Origin of the sequence: Paenibacillus tengchongensis (assembly GCF_008973665.1) — a bacterium.
In the GTDB taxonomy this organism is placed as follows: domain Bacteria; phylum Bacillota; class Bacilli; order Paenibacillales; family Paenibacillaceae; genus Paenibacillus_AQ; species Paenibacillus_AQ tengchongensis.
On the sequence record NZ_WACP01000003.1, the window covers coordinates 19,843 to 39,798 of the forward strand.

The following is a 19,956-nucleotide window of genomic DNA, read 5'->3' on the forward strand; positions in this document are numbered from 1 at the left end:
ATGGGGGCAAATTTATACTTTGGAGGAGCGTGCACATGATGGACAGCCAACCGGAGCAAGACCCGAAAAACAAAGCGGCAGCGGACAAGAAGCTGCAGCCTGCGGACCGTACCGGTAAACAGGGAACGGAATTCGCAGAGGAACTGACGCGCAGCGATGTGGAACAGGCATTTACCAACCCGATTACCGGAGAGGAACGGTTGTATTAAGGAACTGAAAAGCAACACGCCAATGGCCATAATCCGCAAATCGTCCAGCTTATTTACGGTTATAGTCCATGTTCACACAAGTAAAGATGGACTATGATAATTGTGATAGTGATAATCATTATCACTAAAAAATACTGGGGTTGGAGAGTGGTTGCGGGTCATGAAGAAGAGATTGATGGGTCTGGTACTGGCCGGTGTTATGGCATTAAATATCGGGTCAGCGGCAAGCATCAACGCCGCGCCGGCGAGTGTCGCCAAAGCTGCGCAGGCTGCGCAAAAGACGCAGAAGATTACCTATAAAGGCAAGGTCTACACTGTTCCGGCCAAGACCGACAACATTGTCATCGCAGGCGCCATCGAGGCGCTGGAAGATGCGCTGGTGCTGAACTTCAAGCCAAAGGGCGCATTGACTGTAGGCGGTGACTTCCCAGATATGTTCGCGAAGATCACAAAAGGTGTACAGCCGATCGGCGAGAAGACGGAGCCGAATCTGGAGGCTATCCTCAAGCTCAAGCCGGATGTCATTCTCAGCAGCACGAAGTTCCCGGATGAAACCAATGCGAAGCTGGCAAAGATCGCCACGACCATCCCGGTATCGCATATCGCCACCGACTGGATGGACAACCTGAAGCTGCTGGCAGCGCTGACCGGCAAGCAGAAGGAGTCTACGGCAGCGATTCTGAAATATCAGAGTGAGCTGAAAGAGGCCAAGGTGAAGCTGACGCCTAAGTTCAAGGGTAAGAAGGTCGTTGCAGTCCGCGTGCGCTCCGGCAATCTGTATCTGTATCCGAAGGATGTATTCTTTAACCGTTCCCTGTACGCTGATCTCGGAGCGGCAGTTCCGCAGGAAATCGCTCAGGTGAAGGCGCAGCAGCTCGTGTCTCTGGAAGCTTTTGCCGCGATCAACCCGGACTACCTGTTCGTGCAGTTCTCTGCTGACGAGAACAAGGATAACCCGAAGGCGCTGGAAGACCTGCAGAAGAATGCGATCTGGAAGAGCCTGAAGGCGGTCAAGAGCGGCAATGTATACGTAAATCTGGTTGATCCGATTGCCCAGGGCGGCACGGCGTTCAGCAAATTCTCCTTCCTTGAAGCATTGATGAAGACCAAGCTGTATACCGGAAAATAATCTCCGGGAATTACAAATTTAAAGAATAAGGGTTGACGGCAGCTCACTTGGCATGTAACATATGAACAGTCGTCAACCCGATAAATACATAACTTTCTCGTATAACCTCGCAGTCACCGATTACCACAGGGCGAGGGTTTCTACAGGAAGCCTATTCTTCCTAACTACGATGGCAAGGACCCAGAAACCAGGGGCCCCTGTTACGGAGTTAGGTTTATTTGCGTGATGCGGCGGAAACAGAAGATTCAGGAGGCATCTTAGATATGAAAGACATGAAATACTTGATTTCCGTGCTTGTGGGGGCCATGAGCTACGGCATACTGTCGACTATCGTCGTACTCGCTTACGGGGAAGGCTACAAGCTGGGGGAGGTTGTCGGAACCCAGCTGCTGACCGGCTGTATTCTAGCCTGGCTGCTGGCTTTATATACGAAGTTTAGAGCCAGCCGCAAGCAGTCCGGCCGCGACCGCAACTCTGCAGCGGCTGGGCCTCTACCTGCGCGCTTGACCTGGAAGCAGCGGCTGCTGCTGATGCTTGCCGGTGCGCCGACCGTCGTTACCGGTCTGCTGTATTACCAGTCCCTGCGGTACATTCCCGCATCGCTGGCGATAATTCTGCTGTTCCAGTTCACCTGGATCAGCGTGCTCATACAGGCGGTAAGCAAACGCCAGCGGCCGGATAAAGTTACTCTCCTGACGCTGCTGCTGCTTTTCGGAGGGACGTTGCTGGCGGCGGGTATACTGAATCAGGAGTCCGCTGAATTTAATATGACAGGACTTGTCTTGGGGCTGCTCTCCGCCGTGAGCTACTCGATGTTCATTATTTTCAGCGGCAAGGCGGTACCGTCCGCACATCCGGCTTTCCGGAGCGCCTGGATGGTTACCGGCGGGCTGGTGCTGCTGTGCATTCTATTTCCGCCGTATTTCCTGTTCAACGGCCTGCTGTGGGGACAATTGCTGCTGTACGGATTCCTGCTCGGATTCTTCGGCGCATTCATTCCGCCGGTGCTGTTCGCCATCGGTGTTCCGCATATCGGCGGCGCGATGGCCGGCATTCTGGGTGCTGCTGAACTGCCGGTGGCTGTGCTGCTGTCTTCCATAGTTCTTCATGAACAGGTGAGCGGCCTGCAGTGGACGGGTGTAGTGCTGGTGCTGTTAGGCGTTGTGCTGCCGGAGCTTTACAAGCTGCGCTGGAGAAGCGGGAGCAGCGTAGCGGCTCATCAATAAACAGCACTTACATGATAAGGCCCATTTCCCTAAGCTATCGCTAGGGAGATGGGCCTGTTTTCACGCGGAATCGATTTGAGCTGCTGGGTGAGGTATACTTAATGATAGACTGAATAAGGAGAAATCAAATGGTTATCATCCTCGGACTCGTATTTATTCTTGTATACGGCTTGATCGTGTTCTATATCGGCTGGAGCGGCTGGAGGTGGATTAAACCAGCGGTGTCCGGCAGATTCCGGCTAGTCTACATTACTACGCTCATCTTTCTGGCCCTTTCGCTGATTCTGTCCAGAGTGGTCGCCGGCTCGACCGTTTTAAGCGTCATCGGCAGCTACTGGCTGGCCTTGTTCAGCTTATTGGCCATGCTGCTGCCGCTCGTCCACCTCATGATCTGGTTGACTAAGCTGACCCGGCTGCCGCGTCATGCCGTCCAGAAATGGTCGGGGGTGCTCACGCTGATCGTGCTGATCGCGTTGCTCGGCTATGGCAGCTTCAATGCTTACAGCCCGGTAGTGCGGTCTTATGACATACATATCGACAAGCCGGGTCCTGAGACCGGTGAGCTTCATATTGTGATGGCATCCGATATGCACTTCGGGTATTTGTCGGGCAAGGCTCATGCAGAGCGGATGGTTGAGGAGATCAATGCGCTGAAACCGGACATCGTTCTGCTCCCCGGAGATATTGTGGATGATGATATTGTACCGTACAAGGACAAAGGCATCGGCGGGATTCTGGCGGAGATTAAGGCTCCGCTGGGCGTGTTCGCTTCCCTGGGCAATCATGACCGCTTCAAGGGGGAGACGGAGGAGCTGATTGCACTGCTGGAGGAAGGCGGACTCCAGGTGCTGTATGACGAAACCATTGAGGTCGGAGGCGGGCTGACCCTTGTCGGACGAAAAGATTACAGCGATCCGGACCGGGCGTCGCTTGCCGAACTGATGGCAGACGTTGACCGTTCGGGACCGGTCATCCTGCTGGAGCATCAGCCGGTGGAATTCGGCGTTGCCGAGGAGCAGGGGATTAACCTGATGCTTTCCGGCCATACTCACCGGGGGCAGATCGCTCCCGGCAATCTGGTGACCGACAGGCTGTTCGAGAATGATTGGGGATACCTGCAGAAGGGCCAAATGCATTCTGTCGTGTCTTCCGGTTTTGGCTTTTGGGGGCCGCCGATCCGGATCGGGTCGCGGGCGGAAGTCGTGTCCATCCATGTCCATTTCCAGAGTTCTGATAGTTAATGCAGAAGGGCCAACACGGATAAGCCGGGTTGGCCCTTCTCTACGGTCAGTGGATCATCCGGATAATCTCATCGACGATCAGCTGAGGCTCTGAATACATAATCATATGGCCGGATTGAGATGCTTCGATCAGACGCCCGGAGGCTAAAGCGGACACGGTCTGCCAATGGGCGGCGTGAAGCGCCGGCCGGTAATTCTGCTCTGCCCCGGTCATCAGTGTACCGGAGATCAGACTTACCCCGATGTCTCCAAGGCCCGGCGGTTGGTCCGGAGCGCTTTTAAATCCCCGATAAAATCCTTTCCCTCCGCCAGCATGGCGAGGTAATTCCTGAAGTTCATCTGATGCTTTCAGAGAAGATGCGGGAAATATAATATTTGCTGACGCAAAATTCAGCGGCCAGAGCTTCCAGGTAAGGGGCTCTGTGAAATGATAAGCCACATACTCAATTGACCACTGCAAGTTCTCCATTGCGGCGGATACCAATGTCTATTCTGCGGTCAATGAGCCGCAGCTTGGAGCCGAGCGGCAGGGGGGCGATACGGGCAATATGAATGCTCCGTTTGATGTGTTGTTCAAAAACGCACTCAACCACAGCCTGATTGTGAATTCAACGGTCACGAACAGCAGCGGAACCTCTTACACCGGAAGCAGCTGGGACAATAACGGCGTGAACTTATTTACAGGGGCGTGAAGTGGTTCAACAAATCGACCATCGGGCAATGGGCCTGGTCCTCTTCGATTCTCGGAGTGGAGAATATGAGCAAGTCCAATCCGCCGTCGGCTCCGTTCACCTTCTTCTACGGCACCAGCGAACGTCTGCCCTATGCCTACACAACATTCCCGTTATCCAGTGTAGTCTCTGTGGTAAGCCAGTATGCCGGAGTTTCCAAAGTGACACTCAGCGCTGCCGATTGGCTTAGAACCCAGGTGTACGACACCTGCGGGATGATCGAAGCCGAGAATTACACCTCCATGTCCGGCGTGCAGAAGAATGAAATCAGCACGGAAGGCGGCCAGAACGTCGGATATATCGAGAACGGCGACTATCTCGTGTTTAACAATGTGAACTTCGGGAGTAACGGAGCCAGCAGCTTCCAAGCCAGAGTGGCCTGCAGCACTGCCGGGGGCAGCATAGAGATCAGACTGGACAGCCCGACAGGTACACTGATTGGAACCGTACCTGTAACGGGAACCGGAGGCTGGCAGACTTGGGTGACCAAGACGGGCACGCTGAGCGGTGCGACCGGTACACATCAGGTCTACTTGAAATTTACAGGCTCCAGCGGCTACCTGTTCAATCTGAACTGGTTCAAGTTCATCTAGTAGTAATCATCAAATAATCAAACAAATAGAATATTATTTCTTATAATCTCAATTATATCTAAAGAACATCCGATAATAGGGTTGTAGATTCTGTTGAATCTGCACCATACATACTTGGATTACTTGGAGGAATCAGCATGCCTTACACAATGGAAGTAAATGTTCAAAAGAATCAGGTGGTAGTCAAAGCTTTCGGTCTTACCGAAGAGGATGTTCCATCCTACATTTCCGATTTCGAAAAAGCAATGAACCAGCTTAAGCCGGGATTCACAGGAGTGACCGACGTAACAGGCTCGCCTTCTATCCTGTCTCCCGAGGTTGCTGCTAAGCTTGCTCCTACAGGCGATCTCGCTGTTGCCAAGGGTGTAGGCGGATGGGTCTACGTGGCCAATTCACCGGTTTGGAAAATGCAGATGAAGCGGCTGTTTGGACAGTTTGCCGTGCATTATCCCACCTATGAAGAAGCGGATGCATATCTGCAGAGTTTGCCTAAACAAGGCTAACCCTTTGTTTATCCTCAGAGAAGGTCTTCGGACCTTCTCTTTTTGATGTTCGGAATGGAAGGATGCCGAATTGACAGCACTGGACACTGATTTTACAATGGCTGTTGTACAAGACAACCTTGAAAGGGGCATAAGCCTACGGAAGCCTATGTGAACCGGCATTGGCCGGAATGGAGCGGAACGCTGCAGAAGCGGAGCGGAGGGTGGAATAATACGACCTATATTGTCGGCAGCGGAGACAACCGGGCTGTGCTGCGGATCTATAATACTCACCGGGACATGGACAAAATCCGATTTGAGCATACCGTGCTGCAGCAATTGGCCGGGCTGTCGCTGCCCTTCGGCACACCGCTTCCGATAACGGCGGTCGACGGAGAAACCCTGGTGCAGCTGGAGAACGGCAAATATGCCTGTTTATTTCGCTACATCGAAGGCGATTCTCCTGGAGAAGAGGACGAGAGGTTCTATGAGTCATTAGGCTCAGCGGCGGGCATACTATCACAGGTCCTGGCAACCATTCATACGGACAAGCCGCCGGTCTACCGGCCCTATTATGAGCTCAGGGAAGCTTATCCGCTATGTACAGACTCGTCGGTCCGGGAGCTTTGCCTGAACCCACCGCAAGCCCTGGCCGATTTAGCGGCGGAACTGGAAATCCTGTATAAAGCCTACACTGAGCTTGCAGATTCGCTCTCCGGGCTGGCAGAGCTGCCGCATCAGCTGGTACACGGGGATCTGAATGCCTCCAATCTGCTGGTAAAGAGCGATGATCACACCCTAGTGGCGGCACTGCTTGACTTTGAGTTTTGCACCTGGGATTTGCGGGTAATGGAGCCTGCGGTTATTTTATCCGGGCTGGTGGGCCATGGTGCAGAAGAAGCCGTTGTCCGTGATTTCTGGACAGGCTTCAGCGGGCAGGTTCAGCTTTCCGGCGCCGAATTAGAGGCTATCCCGGCGCTGATGGTGCTAAGGAAGGTCGATGTGTTCCTGCATTTTACGAGCCGCTTTTTTGAGGGAACAGACGGAGCACAGGTGCTGAGGGAACAAGTCAAGCTGTTGTCTGCGGACCTCGGGGAATTGTCGGCAAGCGCTGCACAAATGATGAGAATTGTGAATTCACACTGTTCGTAAACTTTACAAGCAGGATTAGAATAGTTATAATTTATATATAACATTTTAGGGTTTAGAACAACAAAAGGGGGCCTAACGCCAGTAGGCTCCCTTTGTATTTCTTACCCGTGTTTACAGGAGGTTGAAGGTCATACACAAGGAAAAGATTATGGTATGTGTTCATTACGGTCCGCACGGGGAGCGCCTGATCCGGCGTGGTATCCAACTCTCCGAGCTGATTGGGGCTCCGCTGTACGTGCTCAATGTGGAGAGTTCGGACAGCGATGAATACAATCACAGCAAAGAGATGTTCATGACAGTCTGGAAGCGCCTTGCCGAAGAGGCCGGCGCCGAGTTTATGGTCCGCCAGCGCCGCGGCCGCAAGACAACGGATGTGATCGTTGAGGCCGCTGAAGAGAAGGAAGTGACCCAAGTCATCATCGGACAGTCGGCCCAGACATTGTGGCAGGAATTGACCAAACGCAATTTTGTCAATGAGCTGATCAGCAAAATGAAGATGATGGATCTGCATGTCGTCGCTGTCCAGCGGATGCGTGCCGGTCTGGAGCAGACGCATGAGGAAGGTGTCATTGCCTATCTGGTCAAGAGTGGCGACGTGTACCAGCTCAGCGACGAACCGGAAGGTGCTGATTATATAAAGGGAAAATATTTCCACGAGCTGCACACGGAATTCGAGAATGGACTGTTCAGAATTGAGCAAGATGGTAAAGCGAGATATCTGCACATCTGCGAAGGAACCTTGACCGATCCGCTATAGTCGGTTTCTTCCTTCGGGAGTAAGTACCAGAGTTCACAACTTCATATGACCAATGGAAAAGGAGGCTTGCCTTTGCTGCATGTAACCGTTCTTGTCCCGTTTCTGCTGGCCCTATTGATAGCGCTTCTACGCGGGAAGCTGCCCAGACTCCACAGGGGATGGCTGATCCTTGCCGGACCGCTTCTGTTGTTTGTTTACTTTCTGACCCGGATTACAGTAATAAAGGGAGGGGAATCCGGATATGAGTCCGTATCCTGGATTCCGTCCCTTGGCATTGACCTGGTGTTTCACCTGGATGGATTAAGTTTGCTGTTTGCTTTATTGATCACAGGGATGGGAACACTGGTCATTATCTACTCCATTTACTATCTCGATAAACGCAAGGAAGAATTAACCCCGTTTTATGTATATCTCCTCTTATTTATGGGGGCGATGCTGGGCGTGGTACTGTCCGATAATCTTATGGTGCTGTACGGCTTCTGGGAGCTGACGAGCGTGTCGTCCTTTCTCCTGATCGCGTTCTGGCACCGGCGGCAGAAATCCCGCTACGGCGCCCTGAAATCGATGCTGATCACAGTATTTGGCGGACTGGCGATGTTTGCCGGCTTTCTGATGCTCTATGTAATGACCGGCACGTTCAGCATCCGCGAGATTTGGAGCCAGATCGGCGACATCAGCGGACAATCGCTCTTTGTGCCTGCGATGCTCCTGATTCTGCTGGGCGCCTTCACGAAATCGGCCCAGTTTCCGTTTCATATCTGGCTGCCGGATGCCATGGAAGCACCTACTCCGGTCAGTGCGTATCTGCATTCGGCGACCATGGTCAAAGCCGGTTTATATTTAGTCGCGCGTTTCAGTCCGGTATTCTCGGGCCAACATGAGTGGTTTTGGATTGTGTCGGGTGTCGGCCTGATCACCTTGATCTATGGATCGATCCAGGCGATGAAGCAGACGGACCTGAAGGCTCTACTGGCTTATTCAACGATCAGTCAGCTGGGACTGATTATGGGATTACTGGGAATGGGATCGGCGGCTTCATTCTATACCGGTGAAGAGGCTGTTTACTATACCGCTGCAACGACAGCGGCTCTCTTCCATTTGTTTAATCATGCCGTATTTAAAGGCTCACTGTTTATGGTGGTCGGCATTGTCGACCATGAGACAAATACCCGCGATCTCCGCAAGCTGGGGGGACTGGTGTCGCTGATGCCGGTAACCTTCACTATTGCGATGATCGGCAGCTTTTCGATGGCGGGCCTGCCGCCGTTTGCCGGGTTTCTTAGTAAGGAAATGTTCTTTACGGCTGTCCTGAAGATCAGGGAGCTGGACATTCTCAATACAGAGTGGCTGTTTACCATCTTTCCGGTTCTGGCCTGGATCGCCAGTATCTTTACCTTTGCCTACAGCATGATCATGGTCTTTCAGACCTTTTTCGGCAAATACCAGCCGGAGAAGCTGGATAAGAAGCCGCATGAGGCACCGTTCGGCCTGTTGCTGTCCCCGGTCCTGCTGGCGCTGCTGGCCGTGATCACCGGGTTGTTCCCGAATATGCTGTCCAAGACGCTGATTGTTCCGGGTATGAATGCCATTCATCCGCAAATCGCGGCGGACCATCCGTTTTACGTTAATATTTATTTCTGGCACGGCTTTACACCCGAAGTGTGGATGACACTCGGCGTTATCATCCTGGGGATTATCGTTTACCGCGTTTACGGCCGCCTGAGCCTCGTCGACAGAGAATGGGGCGGAGGCAGAGGCTACAGCCTGAATCAGGTCTATGACGGCAGCCTCCGGCTGGTGGAGAACCTGTCCCGTGCGGTTACAAACATCTATATGACGGGCTCCATGCGCCATTACCTGATGTATATCTTCGTCCTGTTCATTGCCATCGTAGGCGGAACGATGTGGTACACGGATGGGTTGGTGTTCGGGCAAGGGGAATATGCCCCGATTTCTTTCTTTGAAGTAGTGGCTGTACTGGTCATGCTGACCGGAGCGCTGGCCATTCCATTCGCCAAGTCCAGAATCTCGATGATCTTGCTGACAGGAATGGTAGGGTATATGGTAACGCTGCTCTTTATTCTGTTCCGTGCACCCGATCTGGCGCTGACGCAGATGATCGTCGAAGTGGTATCGGTGACGCTGTTCCTGCTCTGCTTCCGGCATTTGCCGCGGCTGACGCGCGAAAAGGTCAAATTCCGGGTGAAGCTGCCGAAGCTGATCATCTCCATCGGCTTTGGCGCAACGATGACGCTTGTTGCTCTGGCCGCGCTCGGCAGCAGCCCGTTCGAGTCTATTTCGAGCTATTACACGGAGAACAGCTATAAGCTGGGCGGCGGCAAAAATATCGTCAATGTCCTGCTGGTGGACTTCCGCGGCTTTGATACGATGTTTGAAATCACGGTGCTGGGGGTCGCTTCGCTGGCCATCTATTCTATGATTAAGCTGCAGCTTGAAGCGGATCATAGGCCCGCCCCTCTTAAAACTGTGCTGCTCGACAACAAGCCGCGCTATGCCCGCAGCAACGATGTATTACTGCAGTCCGTTGCCAAGGTGGCGTTCGTAATTATCATTACGTTCTCCCTGTATTTATTCTTTGCCGGACATAACCAGCCCGGAGGCGGCTTTATCGGTGCATTGATGGCTGCGGCGGCCCTGGTGCTGCTATCTATTGCGTTCGGCCCCGAGTTTGTGGAGAAGGTTCTTCCTGTTGATTACCGTAAATTAATCGCAGTCGGAATTCTGATCGCCTTTCTGACCGGTATCGGTTCGTTTGTGTTCGATGTTCCGTTTCTTAGCCAGGCGTTCGGATATTACGAGCTGCCGATTATGGGGAAGACAGAGCTTACCACGGCGATGCTGTTTGATCTGGGAGTATATCTGTCGGTTATCGGTGTGACGATGAATATTATCTTTACGATCGGGAGGGATAGATAATGGAGCTGCTTATTGCCCTGGCGATCGGTGTCTTGTTTACTGTGGGTGTGTATCTGGTCCTGTCCAAGAGCCTGCTCCGCATCCTTCTGGGAACGACACTGCTGACGCACGGCGTTCATCTGCTGCTGCTGACCATGGCCGGTCTGAAGACCGGCGCTGCCCCGCTGCTTGGCGAGAAAGCGGAGACGTATGTCGATCCACTGCCGCAGGCGCTGATCCTTACTTCCATCGTAATCAGCTTTGGCGTATCCGCATTCTTCATCGTCCTGGCATACCGGGCATACCGCTCGGCGGGTATGGATGATGTGGAAGGAAGCAAGGGGGAGAGACGATGAATAATCTGCTGGTGCTGCCTTTGCTTATTCCTGCCGTTACGGCAGTGATCTTGATATTTCTGAAAGACAGGATCGCTCTGCAGCGTATAATCAGCGCAGTCAGTGCATTCTTGAATATCGCTGTTGCTCTAATCATTGTGTACCAAGTGAAGACAGACGGGATTCAAACGCTGTTTATGGGAGGCTGGATGCCGCCTTACGGGATTGTCTTCGTCGCCGATATGTTTGCGGCGCTGCTCGTTTTGACCACGGCGGTCGTAGGGGCGGCCGGACTGTTCTTTTCCTTTGCCTCGATCGGTGAAGAACGGGAGCGTTATTATTACTACACCTTCTTTCATTTCCTGCTGACCGGGGTGTCCGGCTCCTTCCTTACGGGAGACCTGTTTAACCTGTTCGTCTGCTTTGAAGTGCTGCTGGTGGCCTCGTATGCCATGATCGTGCTGGGCGGAACGAAGGTTCAATTGCGCGAGACGCTAAAATATATTCTCGTCAATGTGATTTCCTCCGCCTTGTTCGTAGCGGCAATCGCCTACCTGTATGCAGCGACGGGAACGCTGAACATGGCGCATCTCGCAATGCGTGTGGCGGAGGCCGGGCAGGGCGGCGTCATGAACGTCTTTGCGGTGGTGCTGCTGCTGGTATTCTCGCTCAAAGCAGGCCTGCTGCTGTTCTTCTGGCTGCCGGACTCTTACAGTGCTCCTCCGTTTGCCGTCAGAGCTGTGTTCGGTGCGCTCCTGACCAAAGTGGGGTTGTATGCCATCGCCCGCACCTTCTCGCTGATCTTTGTCCACGATCCGGGTCTGACCCATACGATGATCGGCTGGATGGCCGGAGCAACCATGATACTGGGCGCCCTCGGCGCACTGGCTTATCAGGACTTAAGCCGGATTTTTAATTATAACATTGTTATCAGCGTAGGCTTTATTGCCTTTGGGATTTCACTTGCCACCGGGGATTCGCTGAATGGGGTAGTCTTCTATCTGATGCACGATATGGTCGCCAAGGCGCTGCTGTTCTTCATCGGGGGATTGATTGTAGCCGTCACCGGAACGGAGCAGCTGAAGCAGATGGGGGGTCTGATCCGGCATTATCCGTGGCTGGGATGGATGTTCTTTATCCTGGCACTGGCGCTTGTAGGTGTCCCTCCGCTCAGCGGCTTTGCCGGCAAGGTCATGATGATCCGCAGCGGCTTCGGGGAGCTTCAGGTGGCGTTATCCCTGATCGCGCTGGCTTCCAGCTTCGTTGTCTTGTATTCGCTGATTAAAGTGTTCCAGGAAGTGTTCTGGGGAGGCGAAAGGGGAGAAGAAGAGATTCATCCCTTACGTTACAAGGCGATGATGGCCCCTGCTGCCGTCCTGTTCGTTCTCATCATACTGATGGGTGTAGGCGCCGAAACGGTGAATGGATATGTAGTTCAGGCGGGTACCGTTCTGGCCGATCCGGCACAATACATTAACGCTGTCATGAAGGAGTAGATGAATATGGCCTTTCAAATCTTATTGAATTTCATGATAGCGTTGCTGTGGATGTTCCTGTTCAATGACTGGTCCGCATCCGGCTTCATCGTCGGGTACCTGCTCGGTATCTGCGTGCTGTTCGGGCTGCGGCGGTTCTTTAGCGGACGGCTGTATCTCGGCAGAGGCTGGGCGATCATCAAGCTTGCCGTTTTGCTGCTGCGGGAGCTAGTCGTCTCCAGTTATGTGGTGGTGAAGGCGGTGCTAAGGCCCAAGCTTGATATCCGTCCGGCGATACTGATGTATCATACAGAGCTGAAGTCGGATTGGGAGGTCGCCATACTTATCACAATCTTATGTCTGAATCCGGGTTCGGTGGTGCTGGAGGTCTCAAAGGATAACCGGACACTGTACATCCATGCGATGGATATCAGGGATGCTGAACAATTCAGAGATAGTATCCGCAATACGTTTGAGCGTGCGATAATGGAGGTGTCCCGTAAATGATACAAATAATACTCATGCTTTCAGTATCTATCATGGTGATTTCCATTGCAATCTGCGCCTGGAGGCTGGTCAAGGGCCCTTCGCTTCCCGACAGAGTCGCAGCGCTGGATACCATCGGAATCAATCTGCTGGCGATGGTGGCCGTTCTTTCGGTGCTGTTTAAGACTCAGGCTTTTATTGAATATATTCTGTTGATTGGAATTCTTTCATTCGTGGGAACGATGGCACTGGCACGATATATTGAGAGGGGAGTGGTGCTTGAATATGGAAACGATCAAGATGATCGCTGAGCTGCTGTTCGCACTGCTGATTTTGACCGGCGCCCTGCTCAGCGCCGCCAGTTCTGTAGGACTTATCCGCCTGCCGGATGTCTACTTACGGTCGCATGCCGCAGCCAAAAGCGCTACGCTGGGCGTATTATGCGTACTGAGCGGGGCATTTCTGTACTTTGCCTTTTTCCTGGACTTCATCAGTGCCAAGCTGCTGCTCGGGATCGTCTTCGTATTTATGACCTCCCCTCTGGCCGCACATCTGACCAGCCGGGCGGCTTACCGTTCAGGCGTTCCGCTGTGGAACCGCCGGATACAGGATGATTTGAAAGAGGTACTGGAGAAGGAGCGGACGGAGACAGAACCCTCATCCTCATAGATAATACAAGAAACAGGGATGTCTTCAAGCCTTGAATGGGCTTGAAGGACATCCCTGTTATTTTTGCAATAAAACCTTCAAATCGAAGCATGCTGCGCTGCATCTCCATTCCGGTTTATCCGTCTGCGGTAAAGATGCAGCATCATGTAGGAGGCAGCAAACGCTGCGGTAACGAGCCATAAGGGAATCCGCGGGTCCAGCTTGTATGCCCAGCCCCCAATGATGCCAGCCGGTGCCGTGAAGAGCAGAATCAGTACGGACAGCATGGAGAACACTTTGGCCCGCTTATCGTCGTCGATGGCGTTCTGTACGGCAGCTTCCAGATAAGGTGAGCTGATCATCAGGCCCACGGCGGCCAGAATCGTACTGAGCCCGACCCAGAGCAGGCTGGCCGAAGGATATAGCACCAGCATCACATTGGACAGGGCCGAGAGGCCGAAGCCTGCCATCATGGAACGGTGGGCGCTGTGCTCGGGAATTTTGGGCATGAGCAGCCAAAGCGTCAGCAGCATAATTACAGAGGAAACCGCCGGAAAGAGAGAAATGATGCCGCTGTCCAGGTGCAAATAATCCGCCATATACAGTGAGAGATAGGTGGACTTCAGTGTCGCCTGAAAGTTAAACAGAATATACACCCCGAAGATCAGCAGCAAATTGCTGTCCGCCCACAATTCCCGGAAAGCGCCGCCATATTCGGTCATAATCTGCCTCAGTCCCAGCTCCCGCGTTTCCTGGCGTTTACGGATCCCGGCTTCGGTCTCCCGGGTCGTCAGATGACGTCCCACGAACTGAAAGGTCATGAATAGAAAAGCAAGTACATACATGATCCGCATGCCCTGTACCATTCCGTACTGGTTAACCAGCAGTCCGCCGAGCGGCGCGAACAATCCTCCAATAACGCTGATAATCTGCAGCAATGTGAATACATAAGTCCGGTCATTCGGACGGGTGTCCTCGACGATCAGGCAGTAGAAGGCGATATGCGGCACGCGCTGGAAGCCGTTGATGACCGCAGCCGCAACAAAGAACCACAGGTTCTGCGAGAATGCCCATAATAACGTAGCCAGGCTCCAGCTTAACAGGTCAAAAATGATAATCGCCCGTTTGCGGCCCATCCGGTCCGTCAAATACCCGCTGAGCAAAGAGGAGATGACCTGCACGATCAGCCCGATCGTGGTGATCCAGCCGATATGGAGCTCCGTCAGTCCAAGCTCGTACATATACAGGGTGGCATACGTCGAGAACATGCTGAACGGAATCAGGAAAAAGGGTTCAAAGGCCAAGCAGCCCCGGCTGTTTCCCTGCAGCCGGGGGAACAAAGGTTTTGCCATTAGGATATCCTCCAGGTCGACATTAGAAGTAATTAGAGCTCAGACTATTAAATGATAATTAGAGGATATTGTCAACATCGGGACGGCGCCGGTCCTTCCTAAAGCATGCTGGCCTTTGGTCTGGGTAGACTCCGGTCGCGGGACGGTGTTGGCTCTTCATTTTGCCACGTATAATGTTGATTAATTGAAATCGTGAGAGGAAGGTTCAATGAAATGAATAAAGAAATATATGCCATGCGGAGCGGAATGCCGGATTCCATGCCGGTTTATGCACAATCACCATCCAAACCGGCTAAACGCAGAACAAAGCCCAAAATGTATCGGAGCCTTTTGTATTTTATGATTTCGCTTCCGGTCACCATCATTTATTTCGTGTTTATGGTTGCAGGTTTGGCCATATCCATCGGGTTAACTCCCGTGTTCATTGGCATTCCGCTGTTTTTTGCAGTAGCCAAGGGAATGGATTACATCGTACGGTTTGAGCAAGACCAGATGAGATCACTCCTGGGTATCCCTGTACACCATGAAGAGCGCGGAGCACCTGTACAAGTGGAGAGAGCTGGCTTCTGGCAACGGATGATGATGGGTTTTGAGGCTGAGCAGTTTATACGTAATCTCATGCTGATCCTTGGCCGGTTCGTATCCAGCATCGTCTTCTTCACCTTGTCCATAACGATGGTAGCCGCTTCACTGGGTCTGATAACACTCCCTGTGCTGCATCAGATCTTTCTGCGAACGATGGATTTGAATATTCTGGAGAACAGTGTATTTGCCCTGTTCCAGATTGACTGGACTCAAACCCAGCAATATATTTCTTATATGGCAGCAGGGGTTATTGTTGGCATGATCGGAAATTATGTCATTCGCAGGCTGATGGATATGCAGCGCAGAATGCTCTTCGTAGCTGATGAGGAAGGGCAGCCGTATTCCATTCAAAGTTAATAAACGTACGAAAAAATACATCGCCAAGCGGATGATACGCATCGGCGATGTATTTTGTGTTGCGGAGTCAACGCTTCGCCTTGGGGCTACACCGGACCGTATTTAGCCTTGAATAACAGCCTCACGACCGGCTTCACAATCTTACTAAGATAATAAGCCACTACAGTCGTTCCGGTCCAGGAACTGCGCTTATTCTGAATATATTGATCGCTGATAATATACGTCCGGGTGGAAGGAGGGCTGCTCAGGCCGAACTTGTCCCACACCGCCGGGTCATTTGAGCCTCCAAGCTTCTCCAGCATCATCTCCGCCGCGCTGTTGATTTTAGCCGGGAGCTGCTCATAGGCTGCGGTGATTTGCGTATGAAATTCGTCGACCGGATTGCGGCTGGCCAGGCTCTCCAGGTGAATGCCTTCGCGGAGGTAGGAGACGTATGCCAGATGGTCCGCCCAGAACTCGTCGATATAATAGAGCCGCACCCGCTGCTCTGCAGGGCTCATCGGTTGCTCGCCTTTCAGGATGCGGAGCCGCTCCGCGTATAATATTCGCCGCTGATCCTCCACCATATCCGAATAACAGTTCAGTTCCTTATGAATATCGAAATTCTGGCCCATAACCATCCGCTGAATACTTGCGAGCTGGCGGAGGAGCGCCGGCTCTTCCAAAGCCTCATCCCGTCTGGAAGCGCGGACTGCTGTATGGATGCCGAAGCGGAGCAGCAGCTCATCCTCCAGACTTACGTAGAATACGGAAGCTCCCGGGTCGCCCTGCCGGCCCGCTCGCCCGCGCAGCTGGTCGTCGATCCGCAGGCTTTCGTTCACATGGGTGCCGATCACGTACAATCCGCCCAGCCCGAATATGGCCTCTGCTTGCACAGGATCGCCGCCGCCGAGACGGATGTCGACGCCGCGCCCCGCCATATTCGTAGACACCGTCACGGCGCCGGTTACTCCGGCCTTGGCAATAATCCCGGCTTCTTCCGCGTCGTTCTTCGCATTCAGAACATGGCAGGGCACGCCTGCAGCCGCCAGTGACTCCGCCAGCAGGGCAGATTCCTCGACGCTTGATGTACCAATGAGAATGGGTCGTCCCGTCTTATGGACAGCTGAGATTTCCTGTACGAGCGCCTTAAGCTTGGCTGCTTTATGCGTATAAATGCGGTGCGGATAGTCGATCCGAATGTTTGGCCGGTTCGGCGGAATTTGCACCACCTGCAGCGCATAAATGTCTTCGAAATCCCCCGCGGAAACGTGTGCGGTAGCCGTCATACCGCAAATCTGCGGGTACAGGCTGATAAAGTGTTGTATGGTAATCGTCCCGAGGATTCTTCCGCCGGCTATAGAGTGCAGCCCTTCTTTGGCCGTAAGCGCGGCTTGCAGCCCGTCTGGCAAATAACGGTTCTCCGCCACGCGCCCGGTATATTCTTCGATCAGCTCGATTTTGCCGTCCCGGACGATGTAATCGACATCCTTCTTTAACAACGTTTCCGCATGCAGCGCGCAGTTCAGCGACGTCAGCAAATGACTGTTATGGTCTTCGTACATATTGCCGCAGCCCAGCAGCGCTTCCGCTTCCGCAGCGCCTGCTTCATTTAAGTAAACGTTCCGCTGGAATTCGTCGAATTCGTAATGCTCTGCTTGCTTGAGCTGCCGGGCCACCTCCGCGAAACGAATGTCAGCGCTCCCGGATGCGGCCGAATCACCGCTGATGACCAGCGGCACCCGCGCCTCGTCGAGAAGCAGTGAATCCGCCTCGTCGACGATGACATAGTGAAAGGGACGATGCACGGTATCATCTGCGCTTAGGACGATGGAGTCGCGTAAATAATCGAATCCCGCTTCTTTGGCTGTAACATAAGTAATGTCCTTGGCGTACGCTTCCCGCTTATCGGCCAGGCTCATGCCCGCTTGAACCGGGCTCACCGTTAACCTCAGGAAACGGTAGACCGGTCCCATCCACGCTGCATCCCGGTCGGCCAAATAATCATTAAAGGTCAATACATGAACACCTTTTCCGGTCAGCGCATTCAGATAAGCGGGCATCACGGCAGAGAGTGTCTTGCCTTCGCCTGTATACTGCTCGGCCAAATACTGCTCGTGCAGAGCGATGGCAGCCATAATCTGAACATCGTAAGGCTGTAATCCGAGCTGTCGCTTCGCCGTTTCACAGACTAAAGCATAAGCGTCGACAAGCAGCTCGTCCAGCGGCGTACCTGAATGGGCCTCTTGCTGCAGCCTGAGGGATTCCGCTTGAAGCTGTCCGTCGTCCCATGTCTCCAAATTCCGGTTCCTGATGAGTCCCACTTTGTCCTGATAGACTTTCAGCATATTTTGATTATCGCGGTCTTTGAACTTATGTATCAACTTGACGGCCATATTCATAGGACTTTGACCCCCTCCTCGGCAGAATACGCATATTTAACGTAGTTTACGCTGAACTGCCTCCGTAGGATTCAAAAAAATGGGAGTGTGGAGGGAAGTTTAGAACTGGAGCGGCGGCGTCTGCTTCAAAGCTTTCCGGAGGAGAGGTTATCTAACTAGTTTTGCAATTAGCCCCATACAGGTGAAATTAAGTAGCAGTTTTCGAGCAAAATCGGGCAGACTGCTACCAGAGTTCGTTGTAAAAAAGCCAAAAAAGGCTGCGGGCAATTTGCCGTATGACAAACTTCCGCAGCCCTCAATCCCGCCCGGCTTGGGCAGGCTATTTATGTTACACCATTCCCTGAGCCAGCATCGTATCGGCAACCTTCAGGAACCCGGCAATGTTGGCTCCGGCAACCAGGTTCCCGGCAGCTCCGTATTCTTCTGCAGCCTGTATGGTTCTGCGGTAAATGTTCTTCATAATCTGCTGCAGCTTCTCATCGACCTCTTCAAAGCTCCAGGCTAACCGCATACTGTTTTGGCTCATTTCAAGCCCGGAGACGGCCACACCGCCGGCATTGGCGGCCTTGGCCGGAGCAAACAGCACCTCATTTTCCAGGAACAGTTCAACCGCATCGATGGTGGTAGGCATATTTGCTCCTTCACCGATGGCCTGGACACCGTTCAGAATCAATTGCCGGGCAGAGGCCTGATCCAGCTCATTCTGGGTCGCGCAAGGCAAGGCGATATCGCAGGGCAGACTCCAGATCCCGGTACAGCCCTCCTTATATTCGGCATGGGGGTGTTCCTTCACGTATTCGCTGATGCGCAGGCGTTCGGTTTCTTTGAGTCTTTTGACAGTAGCCAGATGAATTCCCTGGGGATCATGGATGTAACCATTCGAATCGCTGCACGCAATGACCAGTGCTCCCAGCTGCTGGGCTTTCTCGATCGCATAAATGGAGACATTGCCCGAACCGGACACTACAACCCGTTTATCCTGAAAGCTGGTGTTCTGTGCCGCGAGCATTTCCTGTACAAAATATACGCAGCCGTATCCGGTGGCTTCTTTGCGTGCCAGGCTGCCGCCGTAGAGCAGGCCTTTTCCGGTCAGCACTCCTGCCGTATGTCCTCCGTGAATCCGTTTGTACTGCCCGAACATAAAGCCGATTTCACGGGCGCCGACACCAATATCGCCGGCCGGAATGTCCGTGTCCGCTCCAATGTGCCGGTACAGCTCTGTCATGAAGCTTTGGGTGAACCGCATGATTTCCTGATCAGATTTATCCTTGGGATCAAAATCACTGCCCCCCTTGGCTCCGCCCATAGGCAGACCGGTCAGCGAATTCTTAAAGATTTGCTCAAAGCCCAGAAATTTGATGATCCCCAAATAAACCGAGGGATGGAAGCGGAGACCGCCTTTGTAAGGGCCGATCGCACTGTTGAACTGCACCCGGAACCCGCGGTTGACCCGTGTTCTGCCGGAATCGTCCACCCAGGGCACGCGGAAGGAAATGCTGCGCTCGGGTTCGACCAGCCGTTCAAGAATTCCCTGCTCCATATACTGCGGGTGCCGGGCGAGCACAGGGACGATACTGTCCAGAAATTCTTTGACGGCTTGGTGAAACTCGGACTCCTGCGGGTCACGGGATTGTACTTCGCTGTAGATTTTCTGTACATATTGCTCTGCTAAGCGGGTAGCTTCTGAAGTTACTTTAAGTACGATGGACACGTTGGCAAACACTCCTTGTTAGATAGTAAAATCCCGGCAGCACGGATATGATTTGAATTTTAATCATTTTATATAACCTTACATGAATTTACCAATCAAAGTTTTTTGGCATGAGTATCAAAATGTTCTATGAACCTTACATTGTATGCTAGATTATAGCAGGAGGATGTTCAAAAGTGAGCGTTACGAA

At 52.8% G+C, this 19,956-nt stretch carries 20 protein-coding genes; 15 read left to right on the forward strand and 5 right to left on the reverse strand.

Features of this window, described 5'->3' with window-relative positions; all coding sequences use genetic code 11:
• Positions 1-35 precede the first annotated feature (35 nt).
• The 4 genes from F1381_RS28135 to F1381_RS05810 all read left to right on the forward strand — a co-directional run bounded on the left by F1381_RS28135 (position 36) and on the right by F1381_RS05810 (position 3,805).
• Complete coding sequence (locus F1381_RS28135; RefSeq protein ID WP_187355214.1) at positions 36-209, forward strand: hypothetical protein; 174 nt, start codon at positions 36-38, stop codon at positions 207-209.
• A gap of 160 nt (positions 210-369) precedes the next feature.
• Complete coding sequence (locus F1381_RS05800; RefSeq protein ID WP_151733892.1) at positions 370-1,338, forward strand: ABC transporter substrate-binding protein; 969 nt, start codon at positions 370-372, stop codon at positions 1,336-1,338.
• A gap of 272 nt (positions 1,339-1,610) precedes the next feature.
• Positions 1,611-2,564 (forward strand): EamA family transporter, encoded by a 954-nt coding sequence (locus F1381_RS05805; protein ID WP_151734222.1) that lies wholly within the window; start codon positions 1,611-1,613, stop codon positions 2,562-2,564.
• Positions 2,565-2,692: 128 nt separating this feature from the next.
• Positions 2,693-3,805 (forward strand): metallophosphoesterase, encoded by a 1,113-nt coding sequence (locus tag F1381_RS05810; RefSeq protein ID WP_151733893.1) that lies wholly within the window; start codon positions 2,693-2,695, stop codon positions 3,803-3,805.
• A gap of 46 nt (positions 3,806-3,851) precedes the next feature.
• Here the strand turns inward: F1381_RS05810 and F1381_RS28140 are convergent, their stop codons facing one another.
• Together F1381_RS28140 and F1381_RS28145 are read right to left on the reverse strand one after the other, a co-directional pair.
• Complete coding sequence (locus tag F1381_RS28140; protein WP_187355215.1) at positions 3,852-4,019, reverse strand: hypothetical protein; 168 nt, start codon at positions 4,017-4,019, stop codon at positions 3,852-3,854.
• A gap of 229 nt (positions 4,020-4,248) precedes the next feature.
• The gene (locus F1381_RS28145) at positions 4,249-4,398 is read right to left on the reverse strand and encodes a hypothetical protein (protein ID WP_187355216.1); all 150 of its coding nucleotides are present in this window, start codon (positions 4,396-4,398) and stop codon (positions 4,249-4,251) included.
• Between the two features lie 95 nt (positions 4,399-4,493).
• On the opposite strand from F1381_RS28145, the gene F1381_RS05820 reads away from it, so the two are divergent.
• The 10 genes from F1381_RS05820 to mnhG all read left to right on the forward strand — a co-directional run bounded on the left by F1381_RS05820 (position 4,494) and on the right by mnhG (position 13,401).
• Complete coding sequence (locus F1381_RS05820; protein WP_246187920.1) at positions 4,494-5,129, forward strand: carbohydrate-binding protein; 636 nt, start codon at positions 4,494-4,496, stop codon at positions 5,127-5,129.
• 137 nt (positions 5,130-5,266) lie between these two features.
• Positions 5,267-5,632 carry a hypothetical protein gene (locus tag F1381_RS05825; protein WP_151733894.1) on the forward strand — a complete coding sequence of 122 codons (366 nt, stop codon included), beginning with the start codon at positions 5,267-5,269 and terminating at the stop codon, positions 5,630-5,632.
• Positions 5,633-5,782: 150 nt separating this feature from the next.
• On the forward strand, positions 5,783-6,763 hold the full coding sequence (locus F1381_RS05830; protein WP_151733895.1) for a phosphotransferase enzyme family protein: 981 nt from the start codon (positions 5,783-5,785) through the stop codon (positions 6,761-6,763).
• A gap of 121 nt (positions 6,764-6,884) precedes the next feature.
• Positions 6,885-7,520, forward strand: coding sequence for a universal stress protein (locus F1381_RS05835; protein ID WP_246187921.1), 636 nt, complete (start codon positions 6,885-6,887; stop codon positions 7,518-7,520).
• Between the two features lie 66 nt (positions 7,521-7,586).
• Entirely contained in the window at positions 7,587-10,457 is a 2,871-nt protein-coding gene (locus tag F1381_RS05840) for a Na+/H+ antiporter subunit A (RefSeq protein WP_151733896.1), read from the forward strand.
• Positions 10,457-10,792, forward strand: a complete 336-nt coding sequence (locus F1381_RS05845) for a Na(+)/H(+) antiporter subunit C (RefSeq protein ID WP_151733897.1) — start codon at positions 10,457-10,459, stop codon at positions 10,790-10,792. The genes F1381_RS05840 and F1381_RS05845 overlap by 1 nt, the downstream gene beginning before the upstream one ends.
• Entirely contained in the window at positions 10,789-12,267 is a 1,479-nt protein-coding gene (locus F1381_RS05850) for a Na+/H+ antiporter subunit D (protein ID WP_151733898.1), read from the forward strand. The genes F1381_RS05845 and F1381_RS05850 overlap by 4 nt, the downstream gene beginning before the upstream one ends.
• Positions 12,268-12,300: 33 nt before the next feature.
• Complete coding sequence (locus tag F1381_RS05855; protein WP_343043388.1) at positions 12,301-12,753, forward strand: Na+/H+ antiporter subunit E; 453 nt, start codon at positions 12,301-12,303, stop codon at positions 12,751-12,753.
• Between the two features lie 32 nt (positions 12,754-12,785).
• Positions 12,786-13,043 (forward strand): Na(+)/H(+) antiporter subunit F1, encoded by a 258-nt coding sequence (locus F1381_RS05860; protein WP_343043389.1) that lies wholly within the window; start codon positions 12,786-12,788, stop codon positions 13,041-13,043.
• Entirely contained in the window at positions 13,018-13,401 is a 384-nt protein-coding gene (mnhG, locus tag F1381_RS05865) for a monovalent cation/H(+) antiporter subunit G (protein WP_151734225.1), read from the forward strand. Before F1381_RS05860 ends, mnhG begins: the two co-directional genes overlap by 26 nt.
• A 77-nt stretch (positions 13,402-13,478) precedes the next feature.
• Here mnhG and F1381_RS05870 read toward each other — a convergent pair whose 3' ends face one another.
• Complete coding sequence (locus tag F1381_RS05870) at positions 13,479-14,732, reverse strand: MFS transporter (protein ID WP_151733901.1); 1,254 nt, start codon at positions 14,730-14,732, stop codon at positions 13,479-13,481.
• A gap of 339 nt (positions 14,733-15,071) precedes the next feature.
• Here F1381_RS05870 and F1381_RS05875 point away from each other — a divergent pair, with 339 nt between their 5' ends.
• A complete protein-coding gene (locus tag F1381_RS05875; RefSeq protein ID WP_187355217.1) occupies positions 15,072-15,674 on the forward strand; it encodes a sensor domain-containing protein in 603 nt (200 codons plus the stop codon).
• An 86-nt stretch (positions 15,675-15,760) separates the two neighbouring features.
• Here F1381_RS05875 and F1381_RS05880 read toward each other — a convergent pair whose 3' ends face one another.
• Together F1381_RS05880 and gdhA are read right to left on the reverse strand one after the other, a co-directional pair.
• Positions 15,761-18,055, reverse strand: coding sequence for a preprotein translocase subunit SecA (locus tag F1381_RS05880; protein ID WP_151733903.1), 2,295 nt, complete (start codon positions 18,053-18,055; stop codon positions 15,761-15,763).
• A 328-nt stretch (positions 18,056-18,383) separates the two neighbouring features.
• Positions 18,384-19,766 carry an NADP-specific glutamate dehydrogenase gene (gdhA, locus tag F1381_RS05885; protein WP_425495250.1) on the reverse strand — a complete coding sequence of 461 codons (1,383 nt, stop codon included), beginning with the start codon at positions 19,764-19,766 and terminating at the stop codon, positions 18,384-18,386.
• Positions 19,767-19,956: the final 190 nt, after the last annotated feature.

Coding starts and splice junctions, on each gene's coding strand:
- F1381_RS05850 (WP_151733898.1), top strand. CDS start 10,789: ATGAATAATCTGCTGGTGCTGCCTTTGCTTATTCCTGCCGTTACGGCA.
- F1381_RS05855 (WP_343043388.1), top strand. CDS start 12,301: ATGATAGCGTTGCTGTGGATGTTCCTGTTCAATGACTGGTCCGCATCC.
- F1381_RS05870 (WP_151733901.1), bottom strand. CDS start 14,732: ATGGCAAAACCTTTGTTCCCCCGGCTGCAGGGAAACAGCCGGGGCTGC.
- F1381_RS05880 (WP_151733903.1), bottom strand. CDS start 18,055: ATGAATATGGCCGTCAAGTTGATACATAAGTTCAAAGACCGCGATAAT.
- F1381_RS28135 (WP_187355214.1), top strand. CDS start 36: ATGATGGACAGCCAACCGGAGCAAGACCCGAAAAACAAAGCGGCAGCG.
- F1381_RS05845 (WP_151733897.1), top strand. CDS start 10,457: ATGGAGCTGCTTATTGCCCTGGCGATCGGTGTCTTGTTTACTGTGGGT.
- mnhG (WP_151734225.1), top strand. CDS start 13,018: ATGGAAACGATCAAGATGATCGCTGAGCTGCTGTTCGCACTGCTGATT.
- F1381_RS05800 (WP_151733892.1), top strand. CDS start 370: ATGAAGAAGAGATTGATGGGTCTGGTACTGGCCGGTGTTATGGCATTA.
- F1381_RS05810 (WP_151733893.1), top strand. CDS start 2,693: ATGGTTATCATCCTCGGACTCGTATTTATTCTTGTATACGGCTTGATC.
- F1381_RS28140 (WP_187355215.1), bottom strand. CDS start 4,019: ATGACCGGGGCAGAGCAGAATTACCGGCCGGCGCTTCACGCCGCCCAT.
- F1381_RS05860 (WP_343043389.1), top strand. CDS start 12,786: ATGGTGATTTCCATTGCAATCTGCGCCTGGAGGCTGGTCAAGGGCCCT.
- F1381_RS05875 (WP_187355217.1), top strand. CDS start 15,072: ATGATTTCGCTTCCGGTCACCATCATTTATTTCGTGTTTATGGTTGCA.
- F1381_RS05805 (WP_151734222.1), top strand. CDS start 1,611: ATGAAATACTTGATTTCCGTGCTTGTGGGGGCCATGAGCTACGGCATA.
- F1381_RS05825 (WP_151733894.1), top strand. CDS start 5,267: ATGCCTTACACAATGGAAGTAAATGTTCAAAAGAATCAGGTGGTAGTC.